Genomic DNA, 22,183 nt, shown 5'->3' with positions numbered 1-22,183 from the left:
ATTTGGCATCGGCTTTGCTCATGGGGGTTGTCGAAAACGAAAGAGCAGATAAGCATTCGACAAACCCAACATTTTTTAAACCTGAAAGGAGATCATCATGAAAACCAACAGCATGCGAACCGTAATTGTCAGTCTGGCCGCCGTCGCCGTCATGGCCGTGGGGGCAACCGCCTTCGCGGGCAAAGGAATGGGAAATCAGGACGATGAGCGGGGATATGGAGGCTACGGCAACCATAGTCGCCGGGGCGGCTGCGCCTATGGGCAAATGAACGCGAACCTCACGCCGGATCAGCGTGAGAAGATGGAGACTGAGCGCCAGGCCTTTTTCGATGCCACCAAGATTGAACGGCAGGATCTGTATGCCAAAAGGCTGGAATTGAGAGCTGAAATGGCCAAAAGCCAGCCGGATTTGAACAAAGCCTCGGCCTTGCAGGAAGAGGTCTCCGCACTGCAGGGGCGGCTGGACCAAAAACGCCTGAGCCACATCATGGCCATGCGTAAGATCAATCCCGATGCCGGCAGAGGATTCATGATGGACGGCCGGGGCATGGGCCACTATGGAATGGGCCAGGGGATGGGATACGGACCCGGCAACTGCCCTAACCAATAGACGTATCTGTCATCAGTCCAACAGTGCGCCGGGTGTCATTCGCCCGGCGCATTTTTTTCTCCGTCACCCCGCAACACGCTGCTCAACGCTATCTGACCAGAGGCCGCTAATCCACCCATCACTTCCTGACCATTCTTTAACCTGTCTTCCAGCAAGTAAATCTGATATGGGGCCAATGCAGCTTAACAACTGTCAAATGGAGGATGAACCCGTATCATGACAGGTTTGGACCAGCGTTCTTATTTCTTCGATGAAGGCATCCGCTTTAAATGCCGGCGCTGCGGTGACTGTTGCACCGGCGATCCCGGTATCGTTCGGGTCAATGAAAGTGAGATTGCCGACATTGCCGAATATCTAAACATGCCGGTATCAGCGGTCGTCGAAACTTTTCTTTATTCTTGGGGAAATGGACACAGCATCAAGGAAGCCGGAGACGGCCGATGCCTGTTTTTTGAAGACGGCTGCCGGATCTATCCTGTCCGACCGAACCAGTGCAGAACCTTTCCCTTCTGGTTTGCCAACCTGCGCTCCGAAGCCCGATGGATAAAAATATGCAGCCAGTGCCCGGGCATCGGCACGGGCCACCTCTTTACCAAGGCCGACATTCTGAATGTCCTGAAAAAAAACATGTAAAAACCGCCGGTCACCCATTTGCGTAAATGGTGAAAAGCGGTTTAATTGATTGAATCGCGAAATATAAAATCTGGTTTTAAAAATGATAGCTATTTTCGAAAACATGATCTTAAAAATAAGGATCTGTGTTCAGGGCAAGGCAATCAACGACGAAAAAGCGGAGCATACACTTAGTATGTGAGCATTTTTCGCCGTTGATTAACGCAGCCATGGGCACTTAGACTATTTTTTAGATCGTGTTTTAGTCGTTCATTCGGTAGGCCCCTTTAAGGGCGTAAACATGCTTTTCCCAGATCCGGTTGAACCGCTCCGGATTCACCGTCGGTTTTTTAATCATCCGCTTGCAAACGTCCATCTGCTTGGCGGTACTGCTGCTCTTGCTGAAGAGTTGAAGGGCGAACTTGGAAAAATCACGGACCATGAAATCGAAGATCTGGTCCATCAGGTCGTCCTCCACGGCATCGATCCGGGCCTTTTCGATGAGCAGCTGGCCGTAGGCCACCAGAGTGAACAGCTCTCCCAGGTTAAGGAGAAAATCGATGTCCTTGATCTGTTCCTTATCCGGGGCGGCAGTGGTCAGCAGTTCCAGCAACAGGGAAATCTGCTCCTTGAACACGCTGATATTGGGAAGACTTAGACTGTTGTAAGCAATATTGAAGTCGTGGAACTGGATTTTTCCCAATCCCCGGGTGGGACCCTGGTTGAACAGGAAATCGTCATTGACCGCCGCGTCGACCTTTCCGATCTCCGGGAACTGACCGGGGTTGAAGAAATAGTTGGCCATGAACTTGACGATAAGGGCCATGTTCACGTGAACAGTGCCCTCCAGTTTAGGCAGGGCGCGAATGTCCCGGGCCGCCATCTCGAAGTAGGTGTCCTTTTCAAAGCCCTTGGCCGCGATCACGTCCCACAACAGGTTGATCACCTCCTCGCCTTGGGTGGTCACCTTCATTTTCACCATGGGGTTGTAAAGCAGATAGCGCCGGTCGTCGGCCGACGCGCTGCGCATGTAGTCCGCCGCGCGCGAGGCAAACATGCGCATGGCGCACAGCCGGGCGTAGGCGTCCACAAACAGCTGGCGGATGTGGGGAAAATCGGTGACATAATGCTTGAACAGATAGCGGCCGGCCGCGTGGTCGATGGCTTCGTAAAAGGCGTGGGTGCAGATACCGATGGACGCCCAGCCCAGATTGTACTTGCCCACATTGATGGTGTTCAGGGAGGAATCCCAGGCGTCGCTGCCGGTTGTCAGGATGTCGCCGTCCGTCAGGGGATAGCCATGCAGGGCGTATTCGGAAACGTACATCTGCGAGTTGACCACATTCTGCACGCATTCGTAGTTTTCATGTTTGGAATCCACCACGAAGAAGGCGTATTCATCGGTTTCCGAATTTTTGGCAAATGTGGAAACCAGCGCGGCTTCGTTGCCGTTGCCGATGTAATATTTTCCGCCATCGGCCCGGTACTGGCCGTCGCCCATGGGGGTCAGGGCCATGTCGCTGGCATACAGATCAGCCCCGTGCTCTTTTTCAGAAAGCCCGAAGGCGAAAATTCCGCCGTCTTCCAGCAGCCGCGCCGTCTTTTGCTTGACCGCTTCGTTTTTTCCCATCCAGATGGGCCCCAGACCCAGAATGGACACCTGCCAGGTGTACCAATAAGCCAGGCTGTAAAAACCGAGGATTTCGTTGAAATCCATGTTGCGAAACGTGTCCCACCGGCAGCCCTCGCCGCCGTATGGGGATGGGGTCAGCAGGCTGGAAAAGATGCCTTCATTTTTGATGAACTGGAGAAAATCGTCATACCAGACCCGCTCGTGGTCGTCCTGCTTGAGCTTTTTCTTTCCCTTGGTTTCAAAAAAATCGATGGTCTTCTGCATGATTTGCCTGGATCGCACATCCAGATGGTCGAACGTCGCTTTTTTCGGATTGAACAGCATGGAAAACCCTCCTCGCATCTTTATATTACCGCACCTGTTAATCTGTGCGGATGTTCTCCCGGCCAAGGCATGCCGGTTATGTTGGCAACGTTAACATAGGCCCCCCTATCCCACAGAAACAGGTTCTGTCAATGGATTCCTGGTCAAGGAGTTCGCCTTCTGCTATTTAGTGACTATCTGGAAATGGCCGGTTGCGGATGGATACGATTCAGTCGCTTCCCCGTAAAATCAAGCAAAAGGCGATCAATGACGCAGGCCAAGAATCATATCAGGAAGGGCATTATTCCCTGGCCGGAATTGATCCCCGGCACATTGCTCCGACGCTACAAGCGTTTTCTGGCGGATGTCCGGCTGGAGAACGGGGAAACCGTTACCGCCCACTGCCCCAATTCAGGAAGCATGAAAGCCTGCTGTCAGCCCGGCCGGCCGGTCTACCTCTCCTTTCACGACAACCCTAAACGAAAACTCAAGTATAACTGGGAACTGATCCACATGCCCGACTCGCTGGTGGGCGTCAATACCCAGGTGCCCAACCGGCTCGCCGCCCATGCCATTGCATCGGGCGATGTGGCGGAATTGAACGGGTATGAATCGGTAAGACGGGAAGTGAAAGCCGGAAGAAATTCGCGGATCGACATCCTTCTGGCGTCACCGGATCGTCGCCCCTGTTATGTGGAGGTTAAAAACTGCACCCTGGTGACCGACGGCGTGGCCACCTTTCCCGATGCCGTTACCGTGCGGGGCCAGAAGCATCTGATGGAACTGCAGGATCTGGCGGCCGCCGGTTGTCGATGTGCCATGTTTTTTCTGATTCAGCGCATGGATGCCCGATCGTTTGCCCCCGCCGACCCAATCGATCCCGAATACGGGAAAAAGCTGCGTCAGGCATCGCAAAATGGCGTCGAAATCATAGTATATGACGTCGCCATCGATCTCAAGGACATCCGGCTGAATGATCGGGTACCCTATGATTTAAGTTTCTTGGAATAGTCGGCAGCATTGAGACCGGCCTCACACCCCTCGCCCACGGCCTTGGCCACCTGCCAAGGCAGACCGCAGAAAAAAATAGGTTTGAATTCCTTCATCTTTTACCCTATTATGATAGGTAGAAATAGAATTTTGAAAGATCGCCATGCAACCCGATCCGTAAATGTTTCGTCATCGGTCGCCCCAACGGCGGCGCGGGTGCTGAAAACAAGAATGAGGACGTAGCGATGACTATCGATGCCTGCGGCAATTCAATGCTTGGCCACCAAGTGCTCCTGGTTGATGACGAAAAGATGGTGCTGGAGGTGGGCAAAGCCATTCTCCAGCGACTGGGACATAAGGTTATTACCGCTGAAAGCGGTGAGGAGGCACTGGATCAATACGTCCGGCATCGGGAATCCATTGGATGTGTGGTCCTGGATCTGACCATGCCCGGCATGGACGGCCAGGCGGCTTTCAAGCAGTTGCGGACGCTAAGCCCCAAACTGCCGATCATCATTGCCAGCGGGCTGGCCGCCGACCAGGTGACCCGCCAATTCGGCGACACGCAGCCCAGTTCAGTCATCCAGAAACCCTACCAGATTGCCGACCTCTCCACCAAGATTCAACGCATTCTCAACGGCGGTTCATAATCGATCCCACTAGCCGACCGAAGACGGAATCGCGAAGGCCGCTAAAGATCAAACTTCGCTTTGATCTTGAAGACATGCGTGGCGGGCAGGTTGAGGATCCGCTTGACCCCTGTTTTTTCGGCAATCCTAGCCAGGTTGTTTCGGATCACATCCATGGAAGGCGCGATAAACGTGAACCACACGTTGAATGAATTTTCCCGAAGGTAATTGTGGGTCACCCCGGAAAATGTATTCACCGTTTGGGTAAATAACTCTACTTTCTCTTCGGGTACCTGGGCCGTACACAGAGTACTCACGAATCCCACCTTTCCCGGCACAAAATTTCCGCCGATCCGCCGGATAATACCCATTTCCTTAAGCCGGGCCACCCGGTTCAACACCTCTGTCTCCGTCGTGCCCAGCTCCTGAGCAATGGATTCGAAGGGCCGAGGGGCCAATGGGAATCGGGTCTGAATGCGATTGAGAATCGTTTTGTCCAACTTGTCAATCTCTATGGCCATACCAACGCCTTCCCTTCACCAATCGTTTCTATTCAGAGATGGTAGATTGTGGTTCAGGCCAAGGCCGCAGAGTTTTCGCGACCGCAGGCGTAGCAGTGCTACGTCGAGGATCGCGAAAGCGCGAGAACGCCGGCCTGGGCCGCCAGATGCCATCTCTGGATAGAATCGCACTATACCTTTCCATAGCTGTGCAACCCCGGCAGCAAATTGACGCCGAAATAGGTGAACAGCACTGCCGAAAACCCCAGAATAGATAGATAGGCGATCTGCTTTCCCTCCCAGCCGCGCATAAGGCGCGCGTGCAGCAATGTCGCATAGACAAACCAGGTGATCAGGGACCAGGTCTCCTTGGGATCCCAGGACCAGTAAGTGCCCCAGGCCGAGTTGGCCCACACCGCGCCGGTGATAATCCCGACGGTGAGAAAGAGGAAACCGAACAGCACCATCCGGTGGGTGAGTTCATCCAATACATCCAGTCTGGGGATATGGCCGATAATCCCCTTAACTTTCTCCGGATCACTCGCCTTGATCAAATACATGATACTCATCCCGAATGCGACGGCAAATGCAGCATAACCAAAAAAGCAGGCAGCCACATGAGCGATAAGCCAGTTGCTTTTCAGGGCCGGCACCAGGGGTTGGATACGGTCGCTAATATTGGGTGACATGGACGCGTACGCCATGGCCAGGAAGGCAATCGGCGTAACAAAGGCTCCGATCAGCGCGTTTTTGTATTTTAACTCGACAAAGAGATAAATCACACCTGCAGTCCAGGCAAAAAAAACCAGGGACTCGTAGAGGTTGGACAACGGGGCGTGCCCGATTCCCATTTGGTAGGACTCCACCCAGCGCAGCAGGACTCCCCCTGTGGTGGTCACCACCGCCGCCACAACAGCCCAGCGCGCCGGCAGGGTCAATCGGGGCGTTTTAAAAATCAGCGCCGCCACATAAAAAAATGCGGCCAGGGCAAAAACAAAGGTCGAAATGGAGAGTAACTGTGAACTGCTCATGGGCAATGTTGAACTCCTTTTTCAATCAAAAAGCCATTAGCGGCCAGTGGGATCAACTCTCGGTCATGGCTGTGAAAATCTTCTCGATGGTATTCTTCATGGCCAGTTTGTTCCGGTTGGTGGTGCCGGCAAATGTCACCCGGCTATTTTTGCGAAGCTGTTCGACCACAATGCACACCTGCTGGTGGGACAGGTAAAAGGTCACGAAACAGCCGGCGATCATCAAGATAAATCCGGTATAGACCATCCACACACCGGGATCGCGGGTCACCTGCAGGCCCGTGTAATAACGCTCTTCGGCGGACTGCTGGGGCGCAAATTTTTCCTGCGGCTGATTGGCCACAGAGACGATCACATCGCCACCTCGCATTTTGTCGAAATTGGCAAACTTCAGGGGCAGCAGCACTTCCGCCGGTTCCCCCTCAGCAGGGGTGAGAATTCCTTTGAGGGCCGCCCCGACGTCCATCCCGCGAAAGGTCGCATCGGCTTCAAAAGCCATGAGGATAAACTTGCCCAATCCTTCGGGGATATTCACGGGGATGCCCACCTTGGCCGTCAGGGTGTAGCTCATCCCCGACGCACGGCTGGTGAAATTGAGGGTATAGGCCTCCGCCGGCCCCGGGGCCGGGGTTTCTTGCCGGGGAATCTTTTCGGGAGGCAGCTTTCCGTAGCTGGACTGAAAAATATTGATGCCCCGATAGCGCAGGGGATCATTGACGATGATATCTTTCTGTTTCACCACCTGGCCGCCTTCCAAAAGGGTCAAGGCGGATCGGTATTCCTTGGGTGCCCCGGTGTCGTATAGGGTCAGGTTGAAGTCATCGCACCGGATTTGAAAATCCAGGCGGTGAATCTGCCCCGTATTGCGGATGCGGATGGTATCCGTGGCTTCTCCTTCGGCGATATTGACATATCCCGCGAAGCCGAAAAAAGATCCCACCAAGCCGCCGATAAGCAATAAAATCACGCTCAGATGAACGATATAGACGCCCAAACGCGACAGTCGGCCCTTTTCACCATAAATTACCGCCCCTTCATTCGAGCGGGTAACCTTACAATAACGGTACCGGCGGGCAACAATCGGCTCATAGACCGCAACCAGTTCCTCGGCATTCCGTTTGTCGGTCAGCGTCCGGGCGTCCGATCGACTGGTAAACCGTTCGGGACGAACTTTGGGACTCCGGGTAAAAATCAGCTTCCAACTGCCACTGAGCCTCTCGATGGAACAAACCACGATATTGATGGTCAACAGCAAAAGCAGACCCTGGAACCACCAGGAATGGTACATATCCAAAATACCCAGGGTGCTGAGCAGTTGGTATCGAAAGGCCCCGTAGGCATGAAGATAAGCATCCGGACTTTCATTCTGAGGAATGACGGTGCCGATGATGGAGGTGAGTGCCAGAGAGAGCAGCAGTACAATAGTCAGCTTGACGGAACAGAAAAATTTCCACAGCGGGTTCGCGTTCTTCAAAAAAGACTCCTCCTGATGGACAACAATAAATCGGGCCGGGTGCCGCCTGCATCGGGTCGACCGCCATCGGTTTCAAAGAAAACGACGGACAAGGACCGACTTCCGGCTATTGGCAGGCCTGTTTTAAGTCTAATCGGAAAAATAATTCCCTTAACCGGCAATGTAAAGCGTCACCCGTGAACCGGAATGCTATTTTGACAGAAAATGTCAGGTTAAAAAAGTGCAAACTTACATACTGGGCATATGTTCCTACACCCTGATAATGGTCAACGGCGACCCGATCACCGGTTTTCAGAATATCCTTTCCGTAACACCTGACCATTGACCTGAATCAAATGTTCCGAATATTGACATCCGGCAGTTAAAAAGGTTTTATTTGGCCTCCGGCTATGTTAAAGCAGACATAATCAAAAATCGGAGAATGGTTATGGACGATTTCAACACCCTGCTGGAAGGTTCGGCCCGGTCTCACGGCCACCTGTGTCCCGGCCAGGTGGTGGGGGTGCGCATGGCCATGCTGGGGTGCAGTCTTATCGGTCTGGACGATCCCAGCCAGCTGCCCCAGATTAAAAAACTCATCGTTTATGTGGAGATCGACCGCTGCGCCGCCGATGCCATCGCCTACGTCACCGGCGCCAGGCTGGGCCGCCGCTCGCTCAAATTCGTGGACAACGGCATCATGGCCGCCACCTTCGTCAACCTGGAAACCGGCAAGGCTTTCCGCATCGTCTCCACCGAGTCCTCCCGGGACCTGGCCCATGTTTACGCGCCGGGCATCGACGATGTCCGGCGGCAGCAACTCGATGCCTATATAAACATGGCCGATGACGTCCTGTTCACCGTCATGCCGGTCTGGGTGGATGTGCCCATCCACGATATGCCCGGCCCCTCCCGCTTCAAGATCCGCTGCGCGTCGTGCGGGGCCATGGTCCGGGACAAAAAGGAGGTGCTGGTGGGAGACCGGATACTCTGCCGCCCCTGCGCTTACGGAACCTATTATCGGCCGCTGGAAGGCCATACCCATCTGAAAATCGCTTAACATCGACCGCTATCGCAAAGGACATCGACCATGTGCCAGTCCCACCACGCCCGCCAGTCCAATGGCGGCATGACCAAGATCAACGTTGAAGAAGCCGTCGGCACACGCCTGGCGCATGACATCACGGAGATTCGCCCGGGCGAGTTCAAAGGCCCGTCTTTTCGGCGCGGACACAAGGTCCGGGAGCAGGACGTCTGCCGGCTCATGCGGCTGGGCAAGCGGCACCTGTACGTCCTCGACCTGAATGGGGACCAGGTCCACGAGGACGATGCCGTGGTGGAGCTGGCCACGGCCCTGGCCGGCCCCGGCATTACCTTCGGCCGGCAGCCCAGCGAAGGCAAGCTTCAGCTGAAGGCCGCCTACACCGGATTGCTGAAAATCGACACCGGTGCCCTGGTGGATTTCAATCTGATCCCCGACGTCATGTGCGCCGCCATGCACGACAACGTGCCCGTATCCCAAGGCCAGATCGTGGCCGGTACCCGGGCCATTCCCCTGGTGATCGAACGGCAGGTCCTGGACCGGGCGGTGGCCCTGGCCACAGCGCGGGGCCCCCTTTTCAGCGTCAAGGCTTACCATCGTAAAATCGTCCGCCTGGTGGTCACCGGCAGCGAAGTCTATGACGGGCTGATCGAAGACCGCTTCGAGGCCATCGTCGAAAAAAAGCTTTCCGCCTTCGGGGCAACCCTGCAGGAAACCGCGATCCTGCCCGACGACCCCGAACGGATCGCCGACACGATTCGCCGCTTTGCCGCGGCCGATACGGACATGATCATCACCACCGGCGGCATGTCGGTGGACCCGGACGACGTCACCCGCCACGGCATCCGCCTGGCCGGGGTGGACACGCTTCACTACGGGGCGGCGGTGCTGCCCGGCGCCATGTTCCAGCTGGCCTACAAAAAGGAGATGCCCATCGTGGGCATCCCGGCCTGCGGGCTGTACCACCAGATCACCATTTTCGATCTGGTGCTGCCCCGGCTGCTGGCCGGTGAAAGGCTCGATGAACGGGACCTGGCCCGCTTCGCCGTCGGCGGGTTGTGCCTGAACTGCACCGTATGCCGTTATCCGGCATGCCCGATGGGAAAAACCGGCTGATCCTGTTTTTCCAAGAACCACATCCGGCGGCCCGGGGAAGTGTTCTCGCATCACCGCATTCTCGTGACGCCGCGCTGCTATGGCTGCAGTTGGAGGATGGGTACAGGAGACTCATCGATTATGAAATGGACTGACGAAGCCGAAGCAGCCTTAAAAAAGGTGCCTTTTTTCGTTCGGAAAAAAGTTCGCACGCGGGTGGAAAAGGAAGCCGCCGAAAACGGCAAAACCGGCGTGACCCTCTCCGATGTCAAAGCCACCCAGGCCCACTACCTCAAGAAAATGAGCCGCGAGGTCAACGGTTACCAGGTGGATGCCTGCTTCGGCAGCAGCGGATGCCCCCATCGGACAATGGCCAGCGAGGAACTGGTGGAAAAGATTGAACGGATCATGGCCGATGCCGACCTGCTGGGATTTTTAAGGTCACGGGTACAGGGCGATCTGAAGTTTCACCATGAATTTCGCATCAGCATCGCCGACTGCCCCAATGCCTGCTCCCAGCCCCAGATCAAAGATGTGGGCATCCTCGGTGCGGCAACGCCCGCGTTCACGGAGATCCCCTGCAGCAGCTGTGGTGCCTGCGCCAGTGCCTGCAAGGAAGATGCAATGGTGCTGTCTGAATCCGGCGAAGCCACCGCCATCGACGATAAGCGCTGCGTCCACTGCGGCAGCTGCATAGCCGTCTGTCCCACCGATACGCTGAAAACGGGTAAAAAAGGCTACCGGGTGCTGATCGGCGGAAAGCTGGGCCGCCATCCTCGTCTGGCCAGGGAACTGCCGGGCATTCACGACCCGGAAACCGTAGTTCGCATGATCGGCGATTTTCTGGCATTCTACAAAGCACACAGCACCCGGGGTCAGCGCTTTGCTCAGTTGCTCACCGATGCGGATATCGACGAGTTCTCAAAAAAATGGTCGGTTTGACATCCGGCATAAGTCGACGGGCCTTGGCGGAAATTCTGGAACAGGTCTACCGGCAATATCATCAACGCGATTATGTCCACCCGGACCCGCTTGAGTTCCTCTATGCCTGGGAGGATGTGCAGGAGCGGGAGATCGTCGGCCTGGTGGCATCGTGCCTGGCCTATGGCCGGGTGGTTCAGATCCTGAAAAGCGTATCGGCGGTTCTTGAAAAAATCGGACCGTCTCCGCACCGCTTCATCACTCGCAGCACACTGAAAACCATGCAGCAGACCTTCTCCGGCTTCCGGCATCGCTTTGCGGACGGAGACCAGATGGCGGTCCTGCTGTATGGTGCGGGCCGGGTGGTGCGGCAGTTCGGCAGCCTGGAAAAGGGTCTCGCCGCCGGCCTGACGCCGGATCGGAAAAATCTGCTTCCTGCCCTGGCCCATTTTTTCGGTCAGCTGACCCGCGGCCGCCGCAGTCCCGGGCACCTGCTGCCGGATCCCGGCAAAACCAGCGCCTGCAAACGTCTGCATCTCTATCTGCGCTGGATGGTCCGTGCGGATCGTGTAGATCCCGGCGGGTGGCGGTGCGTGGCCCCGTCCGAGCTCATCGTTCCGCTGGATACCCACATGCACACCGTCGGCCGCCGCCTCGGCTTTACCCATCGACTTCAGGCTGACATGCGCACCGCCCTTGAGGTCACTGCCGGGTTCAAGGCCATCTGCGCCGAGGATCCTGTCCGGTTCGACTTCTCCCTGACCCGTCTGGGCATCCGTTCGGACCTGAATATGGACAGTCTGCCCCGCCGGCAACCTTGACCGCACCTGGATCTATTAGCCTGGCGTCACTGCCTGTCGACAAATCGTCTCCTCTCTCTTTTATAGGCGTTACCTCCGACTGTCGCGTGTTGCTCCATCCCATTTTGGTTGAACATTTCGACCATTGGTGCTATCTTACGCTCGCTTATCGCAGGAAGCCCGGCCATAGGCGGGCGCCACTTCGATTTCCCGTATTTCTTTTCTCAGACTTAATTTAGAGCGAAAATGAGCGCGCTGACTATCGACAACATATTGTCCAATCCGAAAAACCTGGAACGGATTCTGGATAATATGAAAGATGGCATCATCGCCCATGACTTGAGTCGGCGCATTTTTTACTTCAACAAACGGGCCGAAGAGATCACTGGATATCGCCGGGAAGATGTCGTCGGCAAAGATTGCCATGAAGCCCTGGGCGGGCCCTTTTGCGGCAGCCGATGTTCCTTTTGCGGCAACCAGCCAATCTTTCTCGATACCGCCGAGTATCCGATCAACATCATCACCCGTGGTGGGGACCCGCGCCGGCTTGAAATGACGGCCACCATGATGCGCGATGAAAACGACAGGGAAGTCGGGGTGCTGGCGACCTTCCGGGATGTCACGGACCTTTTCGAACTGAGAGTCAAAGCCAAGGAAATGACAGGATTTTCCAACATTATCGGCTGCGACAGCAAGATGGTCGAGGTGTTCCGGCAGATCAAGGATGTTTCCGGCTACGACTACCCCGTCCACATCTTCGGCGAAACCGGCACCGGCAAGGAACTGGTGGCCAATGCCATTCACAGCGAAAGCCTACGCGCCGGCAACCCGTTTGTGCCCATCAACTGCGGCGCACTGCCCGAGGGCCTGATTGAAAGCGAACTGTTCGGCCATGTCAAAGGAGCCTTTTCCGGTGCTATCCGGGACAAAAAAGGCCGATTCGAACTGGCCAACAAGGGTACCATCCTTCTGGATGAAATTGCCGAACTGCCCAAGTTGCTTCAAGTCAAATTGCTACGATTTCTCCAGGAAGGCACTTTCGAGAAAGTCGGTGGCGAAAAAACCGTATCGGTAGATGTGCGCGTAGTCAGCGCCACCAACAAGGATCTCAAAAAGGAGGTAAAAAAGGGAAGCTTTCGGGAAGACCTGTTCTACCGTCTCAACGTCATTCCCATCCACATCCCGCCCATCCGCGAACGCAAATCCGACATCCCCCTGCTGGTGGACCATTTTTTGTCCAAAGCACCGGTGTTCCAAGGACAGCGGCCAGCCCGTATTTCACAGGAAGCCCTGAACATGCTTATGGATTATGCCTGGCCGGGAAACGTGAGGGAGCTTCAAAACGCCGTTCAATTCGCCATTGTTCGCTGCAAGGGAAAGGTGATCCGACCCGAAGACCTGCCCCTGGAGCTGAAGGATATCATATTCGAAAAGCCAAAACGGGGTCCGCAGCGAAAACTGGACGCGGAGAGGGTCGAGGCGGCGCTGACGAAGACAGGCGGCAACAAGGCCCGGGCCGCAAAAATTCTGGGAGTCGGCCGTGCCACCTTGTACCGGTTTCTGGGGGATCATCCCCATGGACGAACCGGCGATTAATCCCGCCGCGCCCCTGAAAAGCTATCTGCTGCCATGAAAAACGGGGCTCGATATCGAGCCCCGTTTTCTGGTTTCAAATGGGATTGACCGTTAAGCGGCTTCGATTTCTCGCCGGTCGGACATATCCATGAGTACGCGCTCTCTGGCCTTGTCGATACCCAGGGCTTTGCGCTTCTTGTCGATGTGAGCAATCATCATCTTGGCCATCTCGTAAGGATCGGCACTAAACCCCCACTTGCCCAGTCCCTGCTGCTCGAGACCTTCGAACAGCAGCTTGTGGAATTTAGTCTCCTTGACGATCGGGAAGGTAACGCCGAACACGGTAAAAACACCGGAAGCGACGAAATATTGACCAATGGATATGGCTTTTTCGCTCATCCATTCCGGAGCGGCACCGACGGCCGGCAAGTCGGCGATACTCGTGCCGAGTCCACCCACCCTTACCATTTCGGAAGCCGCGATAAGGATTCGGCTGTTGTCCACACAGGATCCCATGCCAAGAACCGGCGGCATTCCGACGGTTTCACACACTTCCCTCAATCCCGGTCCGGCCAGGTAGGACGCCTCGGGCGTGCACAAGCCTTCTTTTGCCAGGGAGATTTGGGAACATCCGGTCTGAAGCACGAGGACATCATTCTTGATGAGTTCCTTAACCAGTTCCACATGGGCCCAATCCTGCTTAATTCTCGGGTTGGTACAGCCCACGACACCGGCCACGCCACGAATGCGGCCGTTGATGATATTTTCGTTCAACGGGGTATAAGAGCCCCTAAACGACCCACCCAGCATGTAATTGATGTATTCATGGGAGAACCCGTGAATTCCCGTATTGCGAATATTGGGAATTTCAATTGCCTTTGACCGGTTTTTGAACCGGTTGATCGCTTTGATAACCACATCATCGGTACATTTTTGAGGATCATGATCGTTAAATTCGATATGGGTGGCCCCTTCGATATGGGCCCGGGTGTTGGTGGTAATCAGCGGCGTACCGTAGCAGTCGGCTACGCTCACCAGCCCTTGCTTGATGCATTGAATGTCCACACACATGACGTCGACAGCCCCGGTCACCAGGATCGCCTCTGTGGACATGAAGTTGCCGGCATGGGGCACGCCGTGCCGTGACATCATCTCGGCACCTGAACAACACATTCCCACGAGATTGATCCCTTGGGCACCCGCCTCCTTGGCCGCCTGAACAAGGGTGGGTTCATTGACAGAGACCAGCATGGATTCAAACATGTTAGGCTCATGACCGTGAATGATAACATTGACGTGGTCTTCTTTGAGAACGCCCATGTTGACATCCACCGCGACCGGGGTGGGAGTCCCGAAAAGGATGTCGGAAATCTCCGTTGCCACCATGGATCCACCCCATCCATCCGCCAGCGCGGTGCGGCTGCTCTGTTTGGTAATATTCTCGTAGTGCTGATCCACACCGATATGCGTGCGATGCATCAACTCCATGATTTCCCGCATGGCGCCCCGTGGAACAATACCGAGCTTTCTCCAGGTTTCCAGGGTTTTTTCAGGCACACGTTTGGCAAAGGGGATCTCTCCTTCTACTTGGGTATAGGTTCGTTCCAACTCTTTGTATAGGTCGGTGGCGATTTCCTTCACGCTGCGATTCTCGGTCTCAATGCCAATGGATTGGGCGACGGCTTCAAGTTTGCCGACATCCTTAATCCGGTACTCCGTGATATGACCGTTGACGACCTCACGGAAAAGATCCACCATGGCCATGCCATGATCCGTATGGGCCGCCGCGCCCGTTGCCACCATGCGGGCAAAATTGCGGGCCTGAATCGTATCGATGGTGGCACCACAGACCCCGACCTTGCCGTAGGGATCTTTTGAATTGAGCCGGCAGGGTCCCATGGAACAGTTTTTACAACAGGCTGAATCCGCCCCGATGGGGCAGGCTTTCATATTGGCGGCTCTGTCAAATGCCGTTTCCACGCCGTCACGGCGCGCCTTTTCAAGCATCTGCTGAGTGGCCTCGCAGATTGTAAAGTCCTTGATTTCAAATTCCTTCTTGGTTGTGATTGCTTTCTTCTCGACCATGTTCCCTCCTTCGTGGAAAGATTACGTGTGGGTTATTCGATCACGGTTATTATGAACGCCTCATTGGCATGTAAATTAAGGAAACGCATGTATCCTGTGAAATCAAGTTGTGGTAAACAGCGATTCAGGTGCACTGACATTCTTATCATTCTTAACAGGAATGATTACTGTTTGCAATAAATAATATTTGATCGCCTGTCAAGCACTGATTCATTTTTTTGCCTTTAAAACGTTGAAAGGAAAAATTGCCCATGGCGGGGTGTCATGAATCAATGAGTCATCTTTTTATATTTTAAAAAAAATGTTCGGGAAAAGGCTATTGACCACCCTGGAATTGGCCCGCCCGATGCGGTTCGGCCGTGACGAGCCTGCTCGATCATGGAAGACTCGCCAATAACCGATGGCAATATTGTGGTCCGGTTTGAGTGATTTCCCTTGACCACCCTCCGTCGGATCTTTAATGTAAGGCTTTTCACCCTTGCTATTTGTTGATGGAACCGGGGACGATAAGCACATTCACCCCCTTATCCATGGAAAGGAAACGACCATGACTGACAAGCCTGTGAAGGTCTTCTCGCTGAGCACATGCAGCCATTGCAAATCCACCAAACGTCTTCTGGACGAATGCACGGTCAAATATGAATTCGTTGATGTGGATCTCTTGGATGGCGATGAACGTAAGGCTATTCTTGCCGATGTGAAAAAATTCAACCCCCGATGTTCATTTCCCACCGTTATCATCGGTGACGATGTCATCGTCGGCTACAAGGAAGATAAAATCAAGGAGGCGCTGGGATTGTGATGGATGCCGGTGAACTTTACGAAAAACTGAAAAAGGTCCAGGAGCCAAAAGGATATTATTTCAGCAACAACCATGAGCGGGTAATGGAACTGCTTGAGGCGTTGCTGGTAAACAGAGACCGCTACGGCTACATGGTCTGCCCCTGCAGACTGGCCTCCGGCAACCGGGACAATGACCGGGACATCATCTGCCCCTGCGATTACCGGCAGCCCGATGTGGCCGAATTTGGCTCATGCTACTGCAACCTCTACGTTTCCAAAGAATGGAACGAAGGAAAAATTGAGCAGGAATACGTGCCCGAACGACGGCCGCCTGAAAAAATGTTTTTCTAACGCCTGGCGAGCCAGCCGGTATGAGATCATATCAGCCGGCTCTGCGCCAGCAGTCCTCCCCTGATAAAGCCCATGACGCCACGGACGATTTTCTCGTCGTCGGTCAGTGCATCGGATCCGAGAAAAAGTTTCATCCGCTCCTTAAAATAGTCCGACGTGTAGGAAAACTGAAGCATGAGGATCAGGTTGTCGATGCACAACGCGGTCACGCGCGGGTTTAACCGGCCGTCAATGGTTCCCTGCGCCATTGCGTGTTGGATCAAGGTTTCGTAGAATTGCGCCGAAATACTTTCCATCTTTCCGGACAGTTTCCTGGACATGTGGGACAGGCCCTCGGAGGTCATGTCCAGATAGATCTGGTGCAGTTCAGGAAATTTTCTGGCGTATGTCTGGGCGGCCCGCACCATTTTTTCAATTTTATCAAAAATATCGCCCGGTGACCGCTCGATGTCGTCCAGCACCCCTTCCAGCAAGCCGTGGGCCCGCTCAATGATCGTGAGAAAGAGATCTTCCTTGGAACCGAAGTATTTATACATGGCCCCGATGCTGATCCCGGCCTTTTTGGCAATCACGTTGATATTGGCGCCGGGAAATCCTTTGGCGGCAAATTCGGCCACCGCCGTATCCAGAATTCGCAGTTGCTTTTCCGCGGGAATCCGCGAAAACGTCTCTTTGTGGTATTTTTCCATGATTCGCCGACGGTCCTGTTTACCCATTGGTAGCGCAACCGAAAACCCGGTTAAATAAATAGCCACCTAATTCAACGATCTATTGGTGAATGACTACTCACTCACCCGCATGAAGTCAAGCGTTTGATATCGTCAACCTGAGTTCGGTGTGAATTTTTTCTTGACAACCTGCTGGAAACATTTCAAAGTAGTTACAGTGAGTGAGCAATCACTTTCCATTTCGATTCATTTAATTTTATGCGGTCGTAATGAGTTCGACCGCGGTTCTGCCGGACCGGATCCGGTATCCGGAAATCGCCTGAATACGGGTTTCGCCGGATAAACTACCGCTTCGGTTATTTTTTTAAAGCTCTGCCATAGAAAATCGATCCTTCTATCAGGAGAATGAATGATGACCGGGAATCCCACCCGTGACTATCTTTTCTATCGCAACCTCATCAAAGGCCAGCGCCTGCCGCTCGCATGGGTCGACCTTGACTGCTTTGACGCCAACGTGGCCTATGTAGCCGGCACCCAGAAACGAAGCGGCAAAACCATCCGGGTGGCCTCGAAATCCATCCGCTGCCTGGATCTGATTCGACGGGTATTTGAAAAGGGCGGCAGTACCTTCAAGGGAATCTTGGCCTTCACCGTCGAAGAGGGCGCCTTTCTGGCCGACCACGGTTTCGACGACATTATCGTGGCCTATCCCACCGTCCAACCGTCTGACATGGATCTGATGGCGGAAGTCACTCGAAAAGGGATCCAAATATCTCTGGTGGTAGACTCCCTGGAGCACCTGCGATGCCTCGCAGAGGCCGGTCGGCGTTCGGGAGTGGTTCTGCAAGCCTGTCTGGAGATCGACATGTCCTTCCGCCCTGTCGGCCATGCCATCCACCTTGGGGTCCGACGAAGCCCGCTGCGCCAGGCCGACCAGGCCGTCCAACTGGCCCGCCGGGGGGCCGGTCTTGAGGGCGTCAAAATCACGGCCGTCATGGGGTACGAAGCGCAGATTGCCTCGGTAAACGACAGCGTCCCCGGCCAGCGGCTGAAAAACGCCCTGCTGCGCAAAGTGAAGCAACGCTCCATGGCGGAATTGATGGCGCGGCGGAAAGGCATTATTCATGCCCTCAAGGCGTCAGGCAGTGCCATCGACATCGTCAACGGCGGCGGCAGCGGCAGCTTAAAAGCAACGGCCATGGACAGTTCCGTAACGGAAGTCACCGCGGGTTCGGCCTTTTTCGCACCCGGCTTGTTCCGGCATTTCCAGGAGGTTGCCTTTCAGCCGGCGGCCTTTTTCGCCCTCCAGGTAGTCCGTACGCCGGCGCCGGGAATGGTCACTTGCCTGGGCGGGGGCTACGTGGCCTCCGGTGAAATCGGCCGGAATAAACTGCCTTGGCCGGTGATGCCTCCAGGACTGAGATATATCGGCATTGAAGGTGCCGGCGAGGTGCAGACGCCCTTGAAACTGCCCGCCGGCGCCCCGCCGTTCGACATCGGCGATCCTGTCTTTTTTCAGCACGCCAAAGCCGGCGAGCTGTGCGAGCGGTTCAATCATCTGCTCCTGGTCAAAGATAAAAAGATTGTTGACAGGGTCAAAACGTACCGGGGACAGGGCTTTGCCTTTCTTTAATCGAGCAGGCTTATCCACCGGCAAGAGGAATACGGCAAATTAAACCATTGGAGGGTCGAAACGTAAACCCTTGAGCCCTTGAACCCTTTTTTAATACCCGGAGGACCCCATCGTGACCCCCACTCACTCACCTTTTTATGACTATATCCTTGTCGGCGCCGGAATCTCGGGCCCCTTTATCGCCCATGAACTCTGCCGGGCCGGCGCCAGATGCCTGATGGTCGAGGCGGGCAAACAATACACCCGCAAAACCTATCCCCGCAATGACCTGGATGGTACCGCCCAACTCTACTGGTCAGGAGGACTGGAACTGGGTACGGACGCCAGGCTGGTGTTTTTGCGCCCTAAGGTGGTGGGCGGCGGATCCATAGTCAACCAGGCTCTGGTGGACCGGTTTGACGAGGATGCCTTTGACAGCTGGCGCAGGGACTCGGGGGTCGACGACTTCAATGAGAAAGCCATGGTGCCCTGGTACGAAAAAGCCGAAGCGGAAATTGCCATCCAGACCATCCCCAGCGAGTACCGGAACCGCAACGCGGACATTTTCGAACAGGGCTTTCAGCGCCTGGGATACCAGCTGGCCCCTCTACGGCGGGCACAAAAAGATTGCAATTACGAGGCAGGCAATTGTTGCATCGAATGTCTCAACGGCTGCCGCATCGGAAGTAAGCAGAGCACCCCGGAAACCGTTCTGAAAAAAGCGTTGGAACTGGGGCTCGAACTGCGGGCGGAAACCGAAGCCCTGAAAATCGATTCGTCAGCCAACGCAATCAGCGTCACCTGCCAGACACCCGACGGCGGCGTCACCACCTACCGGGCCCGCAACCTGGTCCTGGCCTCCGGGGCTATCGGCAACAGCCGTTTACTGCTGAATTCAGGTTTGGGCAAACGACTGCCCGCCGTGGGCCATAACTTCTTCTGTCACCCCCAGTACATGAACTTCGGTGTCTACGACCAACCGGTCATGTCTCATCTGGGCGCATTTCAGGCCTTCAAGTCAGATGATGCGGGTTTCAGGAAAAACGGCTTCAAACTGGAGAACGTTTACGCCGGCCCGGCGGCCATCGCATTGCTCCTCAGCGGATTCGGCCGGCGGCATCACCGGACCATGGAGCGGCTGTCCCATTTCGCCTGCATCGAGGTGTGCACCCGGGATACCCAGCCCGGCCGCATCAGGGTCAACCGCAAGGGCAAGACAATCATCGTCAAACGGCAAAACAAGGAAGATCTGATACGCTATCACAAAGGGCTGACCGTCATCGATGAAATCTTTAATGCCACCGGGGCCAAGGAAGTAATCCACGGCACCATGGGCATCGGCCTGCATCTGATGGGCGGGTGCGGCATGGGAACGGACCCGAACCGCTCGGTCGTGGATCCCGACTTTTGCCTCCACGGATTTAAAAACATCTTTTGCGCAGACTCCAGCATCTTCCCCAACGCTCCGGGCATCAACCCATCACTGACCATTATGGCCCTTTCCAAGAAGGCGGCTGCACAATTGTTAAAGGATGCCAACCGATGAAAATATCAAAATACTTCAACCCGCAACAGCTTCGCGGACTGATCAAGGCGGGCGATGTGATCCTGCCCGGCACGGATGTCTCCCCGTCCTTTTCCCGTACCGGATGCATCGACCATGTGGACTGCATGGCGTCAAGCCTGACCAGCGATGATTTAGGCGGATTGCGGCTGCTCCTAACACTCTTCCGATTTTCCCCCACATGGCTGATCCGGCTCCTGATGACCGCCTGCGCGAAAAACTCACTGGCTCCCGGCTTTCTGGGCAGCGCCTTGAGAACCATCGACCTCGGCGTCAGGGGCATGGTCATGAGCCTTTATTACTCCAACCTGACCGGTGAAGAATACCAGGGCAAGAAGGTATTCGACATTATCGGATGGAACGCACGGCTGGTCATGGCCCATGATGATGCACCGTCGGAAAACCCACAACCGGATATCGCTTACGAGAATCCCGAGGAACCGGATGTCGCAAGGATATTTGCCCGCGCCCGGCAGGCTCAGCCCGAGATTCTGTCCTGGGGCGTGAAGAAGCGGCTGGAATTCATCACCCGGCTGAAGGCAATCATCATCGCCCGTCAGGCCGAAATTCTGGATCGTATCCAGGCGGATACCGGCAAATCACGGACCGATGCCCTGACAGCCGAAATTTTCGGCACGCTGGACCATCTGGATTATCTGGAGAAAAATGCCCTCAAGGTACTCAAGGACCGGAAGGTGCCCACCCCATTCGCCCTGATGGGCAAGCAGTCGAAAATTTACTTCGAGCCGGTGGGCACCACGCTGATCATCTCTCCCTGGAACTATCCCTTCTATCAGGCCATCGTTCCCATCACCCTTGCCTTCGCGGTGGGCAATGCGATCATTTACAAACCCTCCAGCGCCACCCCGCTAAAAGGGCTGGTGGAAGAACTGCTCGCACAAACCGGTTTCGATCCCGCCTGGGTCCAGGTGGTATATGGTCCCGGGAGGAATTTGGGCCGGATGCTCATCGACCGGCGCCCGGACAAGATCTTCTTCATCGGCAGCCAGCGAGCCGGCCGCCAGATCATGGCGCAGGCGGCGGAGCAGCTGATTCCGGTGGAACTGGAAATGGGGGGAAAAGACCCCATGATCGTTTTTGAGGACGCCAATTTAGAGCGGGCGGCGGCCGGAGCCATCTGGGGCGCCTTCACCAATACCGGCCAGTCCTGCACCTCCGTGGAGAAGCTCTATGTTCAGGACGGCATCTACGAGGCGTTCAAGGCCATCCTGGTGCGCGAAACACTAAAATTGACTCGGGGAACCGACAGCGACGGGGGGTCGGACATCGGCCCCATGACCACGAGTGCCCAGGTTAAAGTGATTGCCAGGCAGATCGAAGATGCCCGGGAAAAAGGGGCGACCCTGCTGACCGGCGGGGAGTGGGACGGCGCTTCGGCGGCCATCCCGCCGATCCTGGTGGAAGACAGCAGCGACGATATGCTGCTCAATCGGGAGGAGATCTTCGGCCCGGTCCTGCCCATCTTCGCTTTTCACGATGAAGCCGAAGCCGTCCGGCTGGCCAACAGCGATGACTTCGGCCTGTCCGCCAGCGTCTGGTCGGCGGATCGGCAGCGGGCGGACCGGGTGGCCCGGGCCATCGTGACGGGCAACGTCTCCATCAACAACGTCATGCTCACCGAAGGCAACCACGCCCTGCCTTTCGGCGGGTCCAAGAAAAGCGGCATCGGACGGTACAAAGGAGAATTCGGATTTTACTGTTTTGCCAACATCAAATCGATCCTCGTAGACAAAAACAGCGGCAAGATGGAGGCAAACTGGTTCCCCTACACCCGACGCAAGTTTCAGCTGTTCACCGAATTGACCACCAATATCTACTCACCGGGGATATGGTCATTAATCAAAGCCGCCGTCAGTGGGCTCAAACTGGAGGGATACGTCAAGAAACTCGGAAAAAAGGAATAGC

At 55.3% G+C, this 22,183-nt stretch carries 20 protein-coding genes; 14 read left to right on the top strand and 6 right to left on the bottom strand.

Annotated elements, in window-relative coordinates; translation table 11 throughout:
- Positions 1–97 precede the first annotated feature (97 nt).
- The gene (locus ACHZBS_RS15640; protein WP_319407454.1) at positions 98–610 is read left to right on the top strand and encodes a periplasmic heavy metal sensor; all 513 of its coding nucleotides are present in this window, start codon (positions 98–100) and stop codon (positions 608–610) included.
- A 216-nt stretch (positions 611–826) separates the two neighbouring features.
- On the top strand, positions 827–1,243 hold the full coding sequence (locus ACHZBS_RS15635; RefSeq protein ID WP_319407453.1) for a YkgJ family cysteine cluster protein: 417 nt from the start codon (positions 827–829) through the stop codon (positions 1,241–1,243).
- Between the two features lie 241 nt (positions 1,244–1,484).
- Here ACHZBS_RS15635 and ACHZBS_RS15630 read toward each other — a convergent pair whose 3' ends face one another.
- Positions 1,485–3,179 carry an acyl-CoA dehydrogenase gene (locus ACHZBS_RS15630; RefSeq protein ID WP_319407452.1) on the bottom strand — a complete coding sequence of 565 codons (1,695 nt, stop codon included), beginning with the start codon at positions 3,177–3,179 and terminating at the stop codon, positions 1,485–1,487.
- A gap of 246 nt (positions 3,180–3,425) precedes the next feature.
- Between ACHZBS_RS15630 and sfsA the strand changes: the two genes are divergently transcribed.
- Positions 3,426–4,169 (top strand): DNA/RNA nuclease SfsA, encoded by a 744-nt coding sequence (sfsA, locus tag ACHZBS_RS15625; RefSeq protein WP_319407451.1) that lies wholly within the window; start codon positions 3,426–3,428, stop codon positions 4,167–4,169.
- Positions 4,170–4,393: 224 nt separating this feature from the next.
- Positions 4,394–4,798 carry a response regulator gene (locus tag ACHZBS_RS15620; protein WP_319407450.1) on the top strand — a complete coding sequence of 135 codons (405 nt, stop codon included), beginning with the start codon at positions 4,394–4,396 and terminating at the stop codon, positions 4,796–4,798.
- 41 nt (positions 4,799–4,839) lie between these two features.
- On the opposite strand, the gene ACHZBS_RS15615 is transcribed toward ACHZBS_RS15620, so the two are convergent.
- The 3 genes from ACHZBS_RS15615 to ACHZBS_RS15605 all read right to left on the bottom strand — a co-directional run bounded on the left by ACHZBS_RS15615 (position 4,840) and on the right by ACHZBS_RS15605 (position 7,782).
- Entirely contained in the window at positions 4,840–5,298 is a 459-nt protein-coding gene (locus ACHZBS_RS15615) for an AsnC family transcriptional regulator (protein ID WP_319407449.1), read from the bottom strand.
- Between the two features lie 170 nt (positions 5,299–5,468).
- Positions 5,469–6,308: a c-type cytochrome biogenesis protein CcsB gene (gene ccsB / locus ACHZBS_RS15610; RefSeq protein WP_319407448.1), complete on the bottom strand. Its 840-nt coding sequence runs from the start codon at positions 6,306–6,308 to the stop codon at positions 5,469–5,471.
- Positions 6,309–6,360: 52 nt separating this feature from the next.
- Positions 6,361–7,782, bottom strand: a complete 1,422-nt coding sequence (locus tag ACHZBS_RS15605; RefSeq protein WP_319407447.1) for a cytochrome c biogenesis protein ResB — start codon at positions 7,780–7,782, stop codon at positions 6,361–6,363.
- Between the two features lie 427 nt (positions 7,783–8,209).
- Here ACHZBS_RS15605 and ACHZBS_RS15600 point away from each other — a divergent pair, with 427 nt between their 5' ends.
- The 5 genes from ACHZBS_RS15600 (at position 8,210) to ACHZBS_RS15580 (ending at position 13,215) form a co-directional block, all read left to right on the top strand.
- Complete coding sequence (locus ACHZBS_RS15600) at positions 8,210–8,821, top strand: FmdE family protein (RefSeq protein WP_319407333.1); 612 nt, start codon at positions 8,210–8,212, stop codon at positions 8,819–8,821.
- 30 nt (positions 8,822–8,851) lie between these two features.
- The gene (locus tag ACHZBS_RS15595) at positions 8,852–9,919 is read left to right on the top strand and encodes a molybdopterin-binding protein (RefSeq protein WP_319407446.1); all 1,068 of its coding nucleotides are present in this window, start codon (positions 8,852–8,854) and stop codon (positions 9,917–9,919) included.
- A gap of 120 nt (positions 9,920–10,039) precedes the next feature.
- Positions 10,040–10,840, top strand: a complete 801-nt coding sequence (locus tag ACHZBS_RS15590) for a 4Fe-4S dicluster domain-containing protein (protein ID WP_319407445.1) — start codon at positions 10,040–10,042, stop codon at positions 10,838–10,840.
- Positions 10,828–11,640, top strand: coding sequence for a TIGR02757 family protein (locus tag ACHZBS_RS15585; RefSeq protein WP_319407444.1), 813 nt, complete (start codon positions 10,828–10,830; stop codon positions 11,638–11,640). Before ACHZBS_RS15590 ends, ACHZBS_RS15585 begins: the two co-directional genes overlap by 13 nt.
- Positions 11,641–11,865: 225 nt before the next feature.
- A complete protein-coding gene (locus tag ACHZBS_RS15580) occupies positions 11,866–13,215 on the top strand; it encodes a sigma 54-interacting transcriptional regulator (protein ID WP_319407443.1) in 1,350 nt (449 codons plus the stop codon).
- Positions 13,216–13,305: 90 nt separating this feature from the next.
- On the opposite strand, the gene cooS is transcribed toward ACHZBS_RS15580, so the two are convergent.
- On the bottom strand, positions 13,306–15,279 hold the full coding sequence (cooS, locus tag ACHZBS_RS15575) for an anaerobic carbon-monoxide dehydrogenase catalytic subunit (protein ID WP_319407442.1): 1,974 nt from the start codon (positions 15,277–15,279) through the stop codon (positions 13,306–13,308).
- Positions 15,280–15,826: 547 nt separating this feature from the next.
- Between cooS and ACHZBS_RS15570 the strand changes: the two genes are divergently transcribed.
- Both ACHZBS_RS15570 and ACHZBS_RS15565 read left to right on the top strand, forming a co-directional pair.
- Positions 15,827–16,081 (top strand): glutaredoxin family protein, encoded by a 255-nt coding sequence (locus tag ACHZBS_RS15570; protein WP_319407441.1) that lies wholly within the window; start codon positions 15,827–15,829, stop codon positions 16,079–16,081.
- Complete coding sequence (locus ACHZBS_RS15565; RefSeq protein ID WP_319407440.1) at positions 16,081–16,413, top strand: ferredoxin-thioredoxin reductase catalytic domain-containing protein; 333 nt, start codon at positions 16,081–16,083, stop codon at positions 16,411–16,413. Before ACHZBS_RS15570 ends, ACHZBS_RS15565 begins: the two co-directional genes overlap by 1 nt.
- 26 nt (positions 16,414–16,439) lie before the next feature.
- Here ACHZBS_RS15565 and ACHZBS_RS15560 read toward each other — a convergent pair whose 3' ends face one another.
- The gene (locus ACHZBS_RS15560) at positions 16,440–17,102 is read right to left on the bottom strand and encodes a TetR/AcrR family transcriptional regulator (protein WP_319407439.1); all 663 of its coding nucleotides are present in this window, start codon (positions 17,100–17,102) and stop codon (positions 16,440–16,442) included.
- 388 nt (positions 17,103–17,490) lie between these two features.
- Here ACHZBS_RS15560 and ACHZBS_RS15555 point away from each other — a divergent pair, with 388 nt between their 5' ends.
- The 3 genes from ACHZBS_RS15555 to ACHZBS_RS15545 all read left to right on the top strand — a co-directional run bounded on the left by ACHZBS_RS15555 (position 17,491) and on the right by ACHZBS_RS15545 (position 22,182).
- Positions 17,491–18,714 (top strand): alanine racemase, encoded by a 1,224-nt coding sequence (locus ACHZBS_RS15555; RefSeq protein WP_319407438.1) that lies wholly within the window; start codon positions 17,491–17,493, stop codon positions 18,712–18,714.
- Between the two features lie 112 nt (positions 18,715–18,826).
- On the top strand, positions 18,827–20,239 hold the full coding sequence (locus ACHZBS_RS15550) for a GMC family oxidoreductase (RefSeq protein WP_319407437.1): 1,413 nt from the start codon (positions 18,827–18,829) through the stop codon (positions 20,237–20,239).
- Positions 20,236–22,182, top strand: a complete 1,947-nt coding sequence (locus ACHZBS_RS15545) for an aldehyde dehydrogenase family protein (RefSeq protein ID WP_319407436.1) — start codon at positions 20,236–20,238, stop codon at positions 22,180–22,182. Before ACHZBS_RS15550 ends, ACHZBS_RS15545 begins: the two co-directional genes overlap by 4 nt.
- The last annotated feature ends 1 nt before the right edge of the window (position 22,183 follow it).

Source organism: uncultured Desulfosarcina sp., from assembly GCF_963664155.2.
In the GTDB taxonomy this organism is placed as follows: domain Bacteria; phylum Desulfobacterota; class Desulfobacteria; order Desulfobacterales; family Desulfosarcinaceae; genus Desulfosarcina.
Note: the sequence above shows the minus strand (reverse complement) of the source record. Positions and strands in the feature narration are given on the sequence as shown.

What these genes read in the sequence shown, in the direction of transcription:
- ACHZBS_RS15600 (WP_319407333.1), top strand. Translation starts at nt 8,210, where the DNA reads ATGGACGATTTCAACACCCTGCTGGAAGGTTCGGCCCGGTCTCACGGC.
- ACHZBS_RS15640 (WP_319407454.1), top strand. Translation starts at nt 98, where the DNA reads ATGAAAACCAACAGCATGCGAACCGTAATTGTCAGTCTGGCCGCCGTC.
- ACHZBS_RS15585 (WP_319407444.1), top strand. Translation starts at nt 10,828, where the DNA reads ATGGTCGGTTTGACATCCGGCATAAGTCGACGGGCCTTGGCGGAAATT.
- ACHZBS_RS15580 (WP_319407443.1), top strand. Translation starts at nt 11,866, where the DNA reads ATGAGCGCGCTGACTATCGACAACATATTGTCCAATCCGAAAAACCTG.
- ACHZBS_RS15555 (WP_319407438.1), top strand. Translation starts at nt 17,491, where the DNA reads ATGATGACCGGGAATCCCACCCGTGACTATCTTTTCTATCGCAACCTC.
- ACHZBS_RS15570 (WP_319407441.1), top strand. Translation starts at nt 15,827, where the DNA reads ATGACTGACAAGCCTGTGAAGGTCTTCTCGCTGAGCACATGCAGCCAT.
- ACHZBS_RS15565 (WP_319407440.1), top strand. Translation starts at nt 16,081, where the DNA reads ATGGATGCCGGTGAACTTTACGAAAAACTGAAAAAGGTCCAGGAGCCA.
- ccsB (WP_319407448.1), bottom strand. Translation starts at nt 6,308, where the DNA reads ATGAGCAGTTCACAGTTACTCTCCATTTCGACCTTTGTTTTTGCCCTG.
- ACHZBS_RS15595 (WP_319407446.1), top strand. Translation starts at nt 8,852, where the DNA reads ATGTGCCAGTCCCACCACGCCCGCCAGTCCAATGGCGGCATGACCAAG.
- ACHZBS_RS15635 (WP_319407453.1), top strand. Translation starts at nt 827, where the DNA reads ATGACAGGTTTGGACCAGCGTTCTTATTTCTTCGATGAAGGCATCCGC.
- ACHZBS_RS15560 (WP_319407439.1), bottom strand. Translation starts at nt 17,102, where the DNA reads ATGGAAAAATACCACAAAGAGACGTTTTCGCGGATTCCCGCGGAAAAG.
- ACHZBS_RS15545 (WP_319407436.1), top strand. Translation starts at nt 20,236, where the DNA reads ATGAAAATATCAAAATACTTCAACCCGCAACAGCTTCGCGGACTGATC.
- ACHZBS_RS15630 (WP_319407452.1), bottom strand. Translation starts at nt 3,179, where the DNA reads ATGCTGTTCAATCCGAAAAAAGCGACGTTCGACCATCTGGATGTGCGA.
- ACHZBS_RS15590 (WP_319407445.1), top strand. Translation starts at nt 10,040, where the DNA reads ATGAAATGGACTGACGAAGCCGAAGCAGCCTTAAAAAAGGTGCCTTTT.
- sfsA (WP_319407451.1), top strand. Translation starts at nt 3,426, where the DNA reads ATGACGCAGGCCAAGAATCATATCAGGAAGGGCATTATTCCCTGGCCG.
- cooS (WP_319407442.1), bottom strand. Translation starts at nt 15,279, where the DNA reads ATGGTCGAGAAGAAAGCAATCACAACCAAGAAGGAATTTGAAATCAAG.
- ACHZBS_RS15615 (WP_319407449.1), bottom strand. Translation starts at nt 5,298, where the DNA reads ATGGCCATAGAGATTGACAAGTTGGACAAAACGATTCTCAATCGCATT.
- ACHZBS_RS15620 (WP_319407450.1), top strand. Translation starts at nt 4,394, where the DNA reads ATGACTATCGATGCCTGCGGCAATTCAATGCTTGGCCACCAAGTGCTC.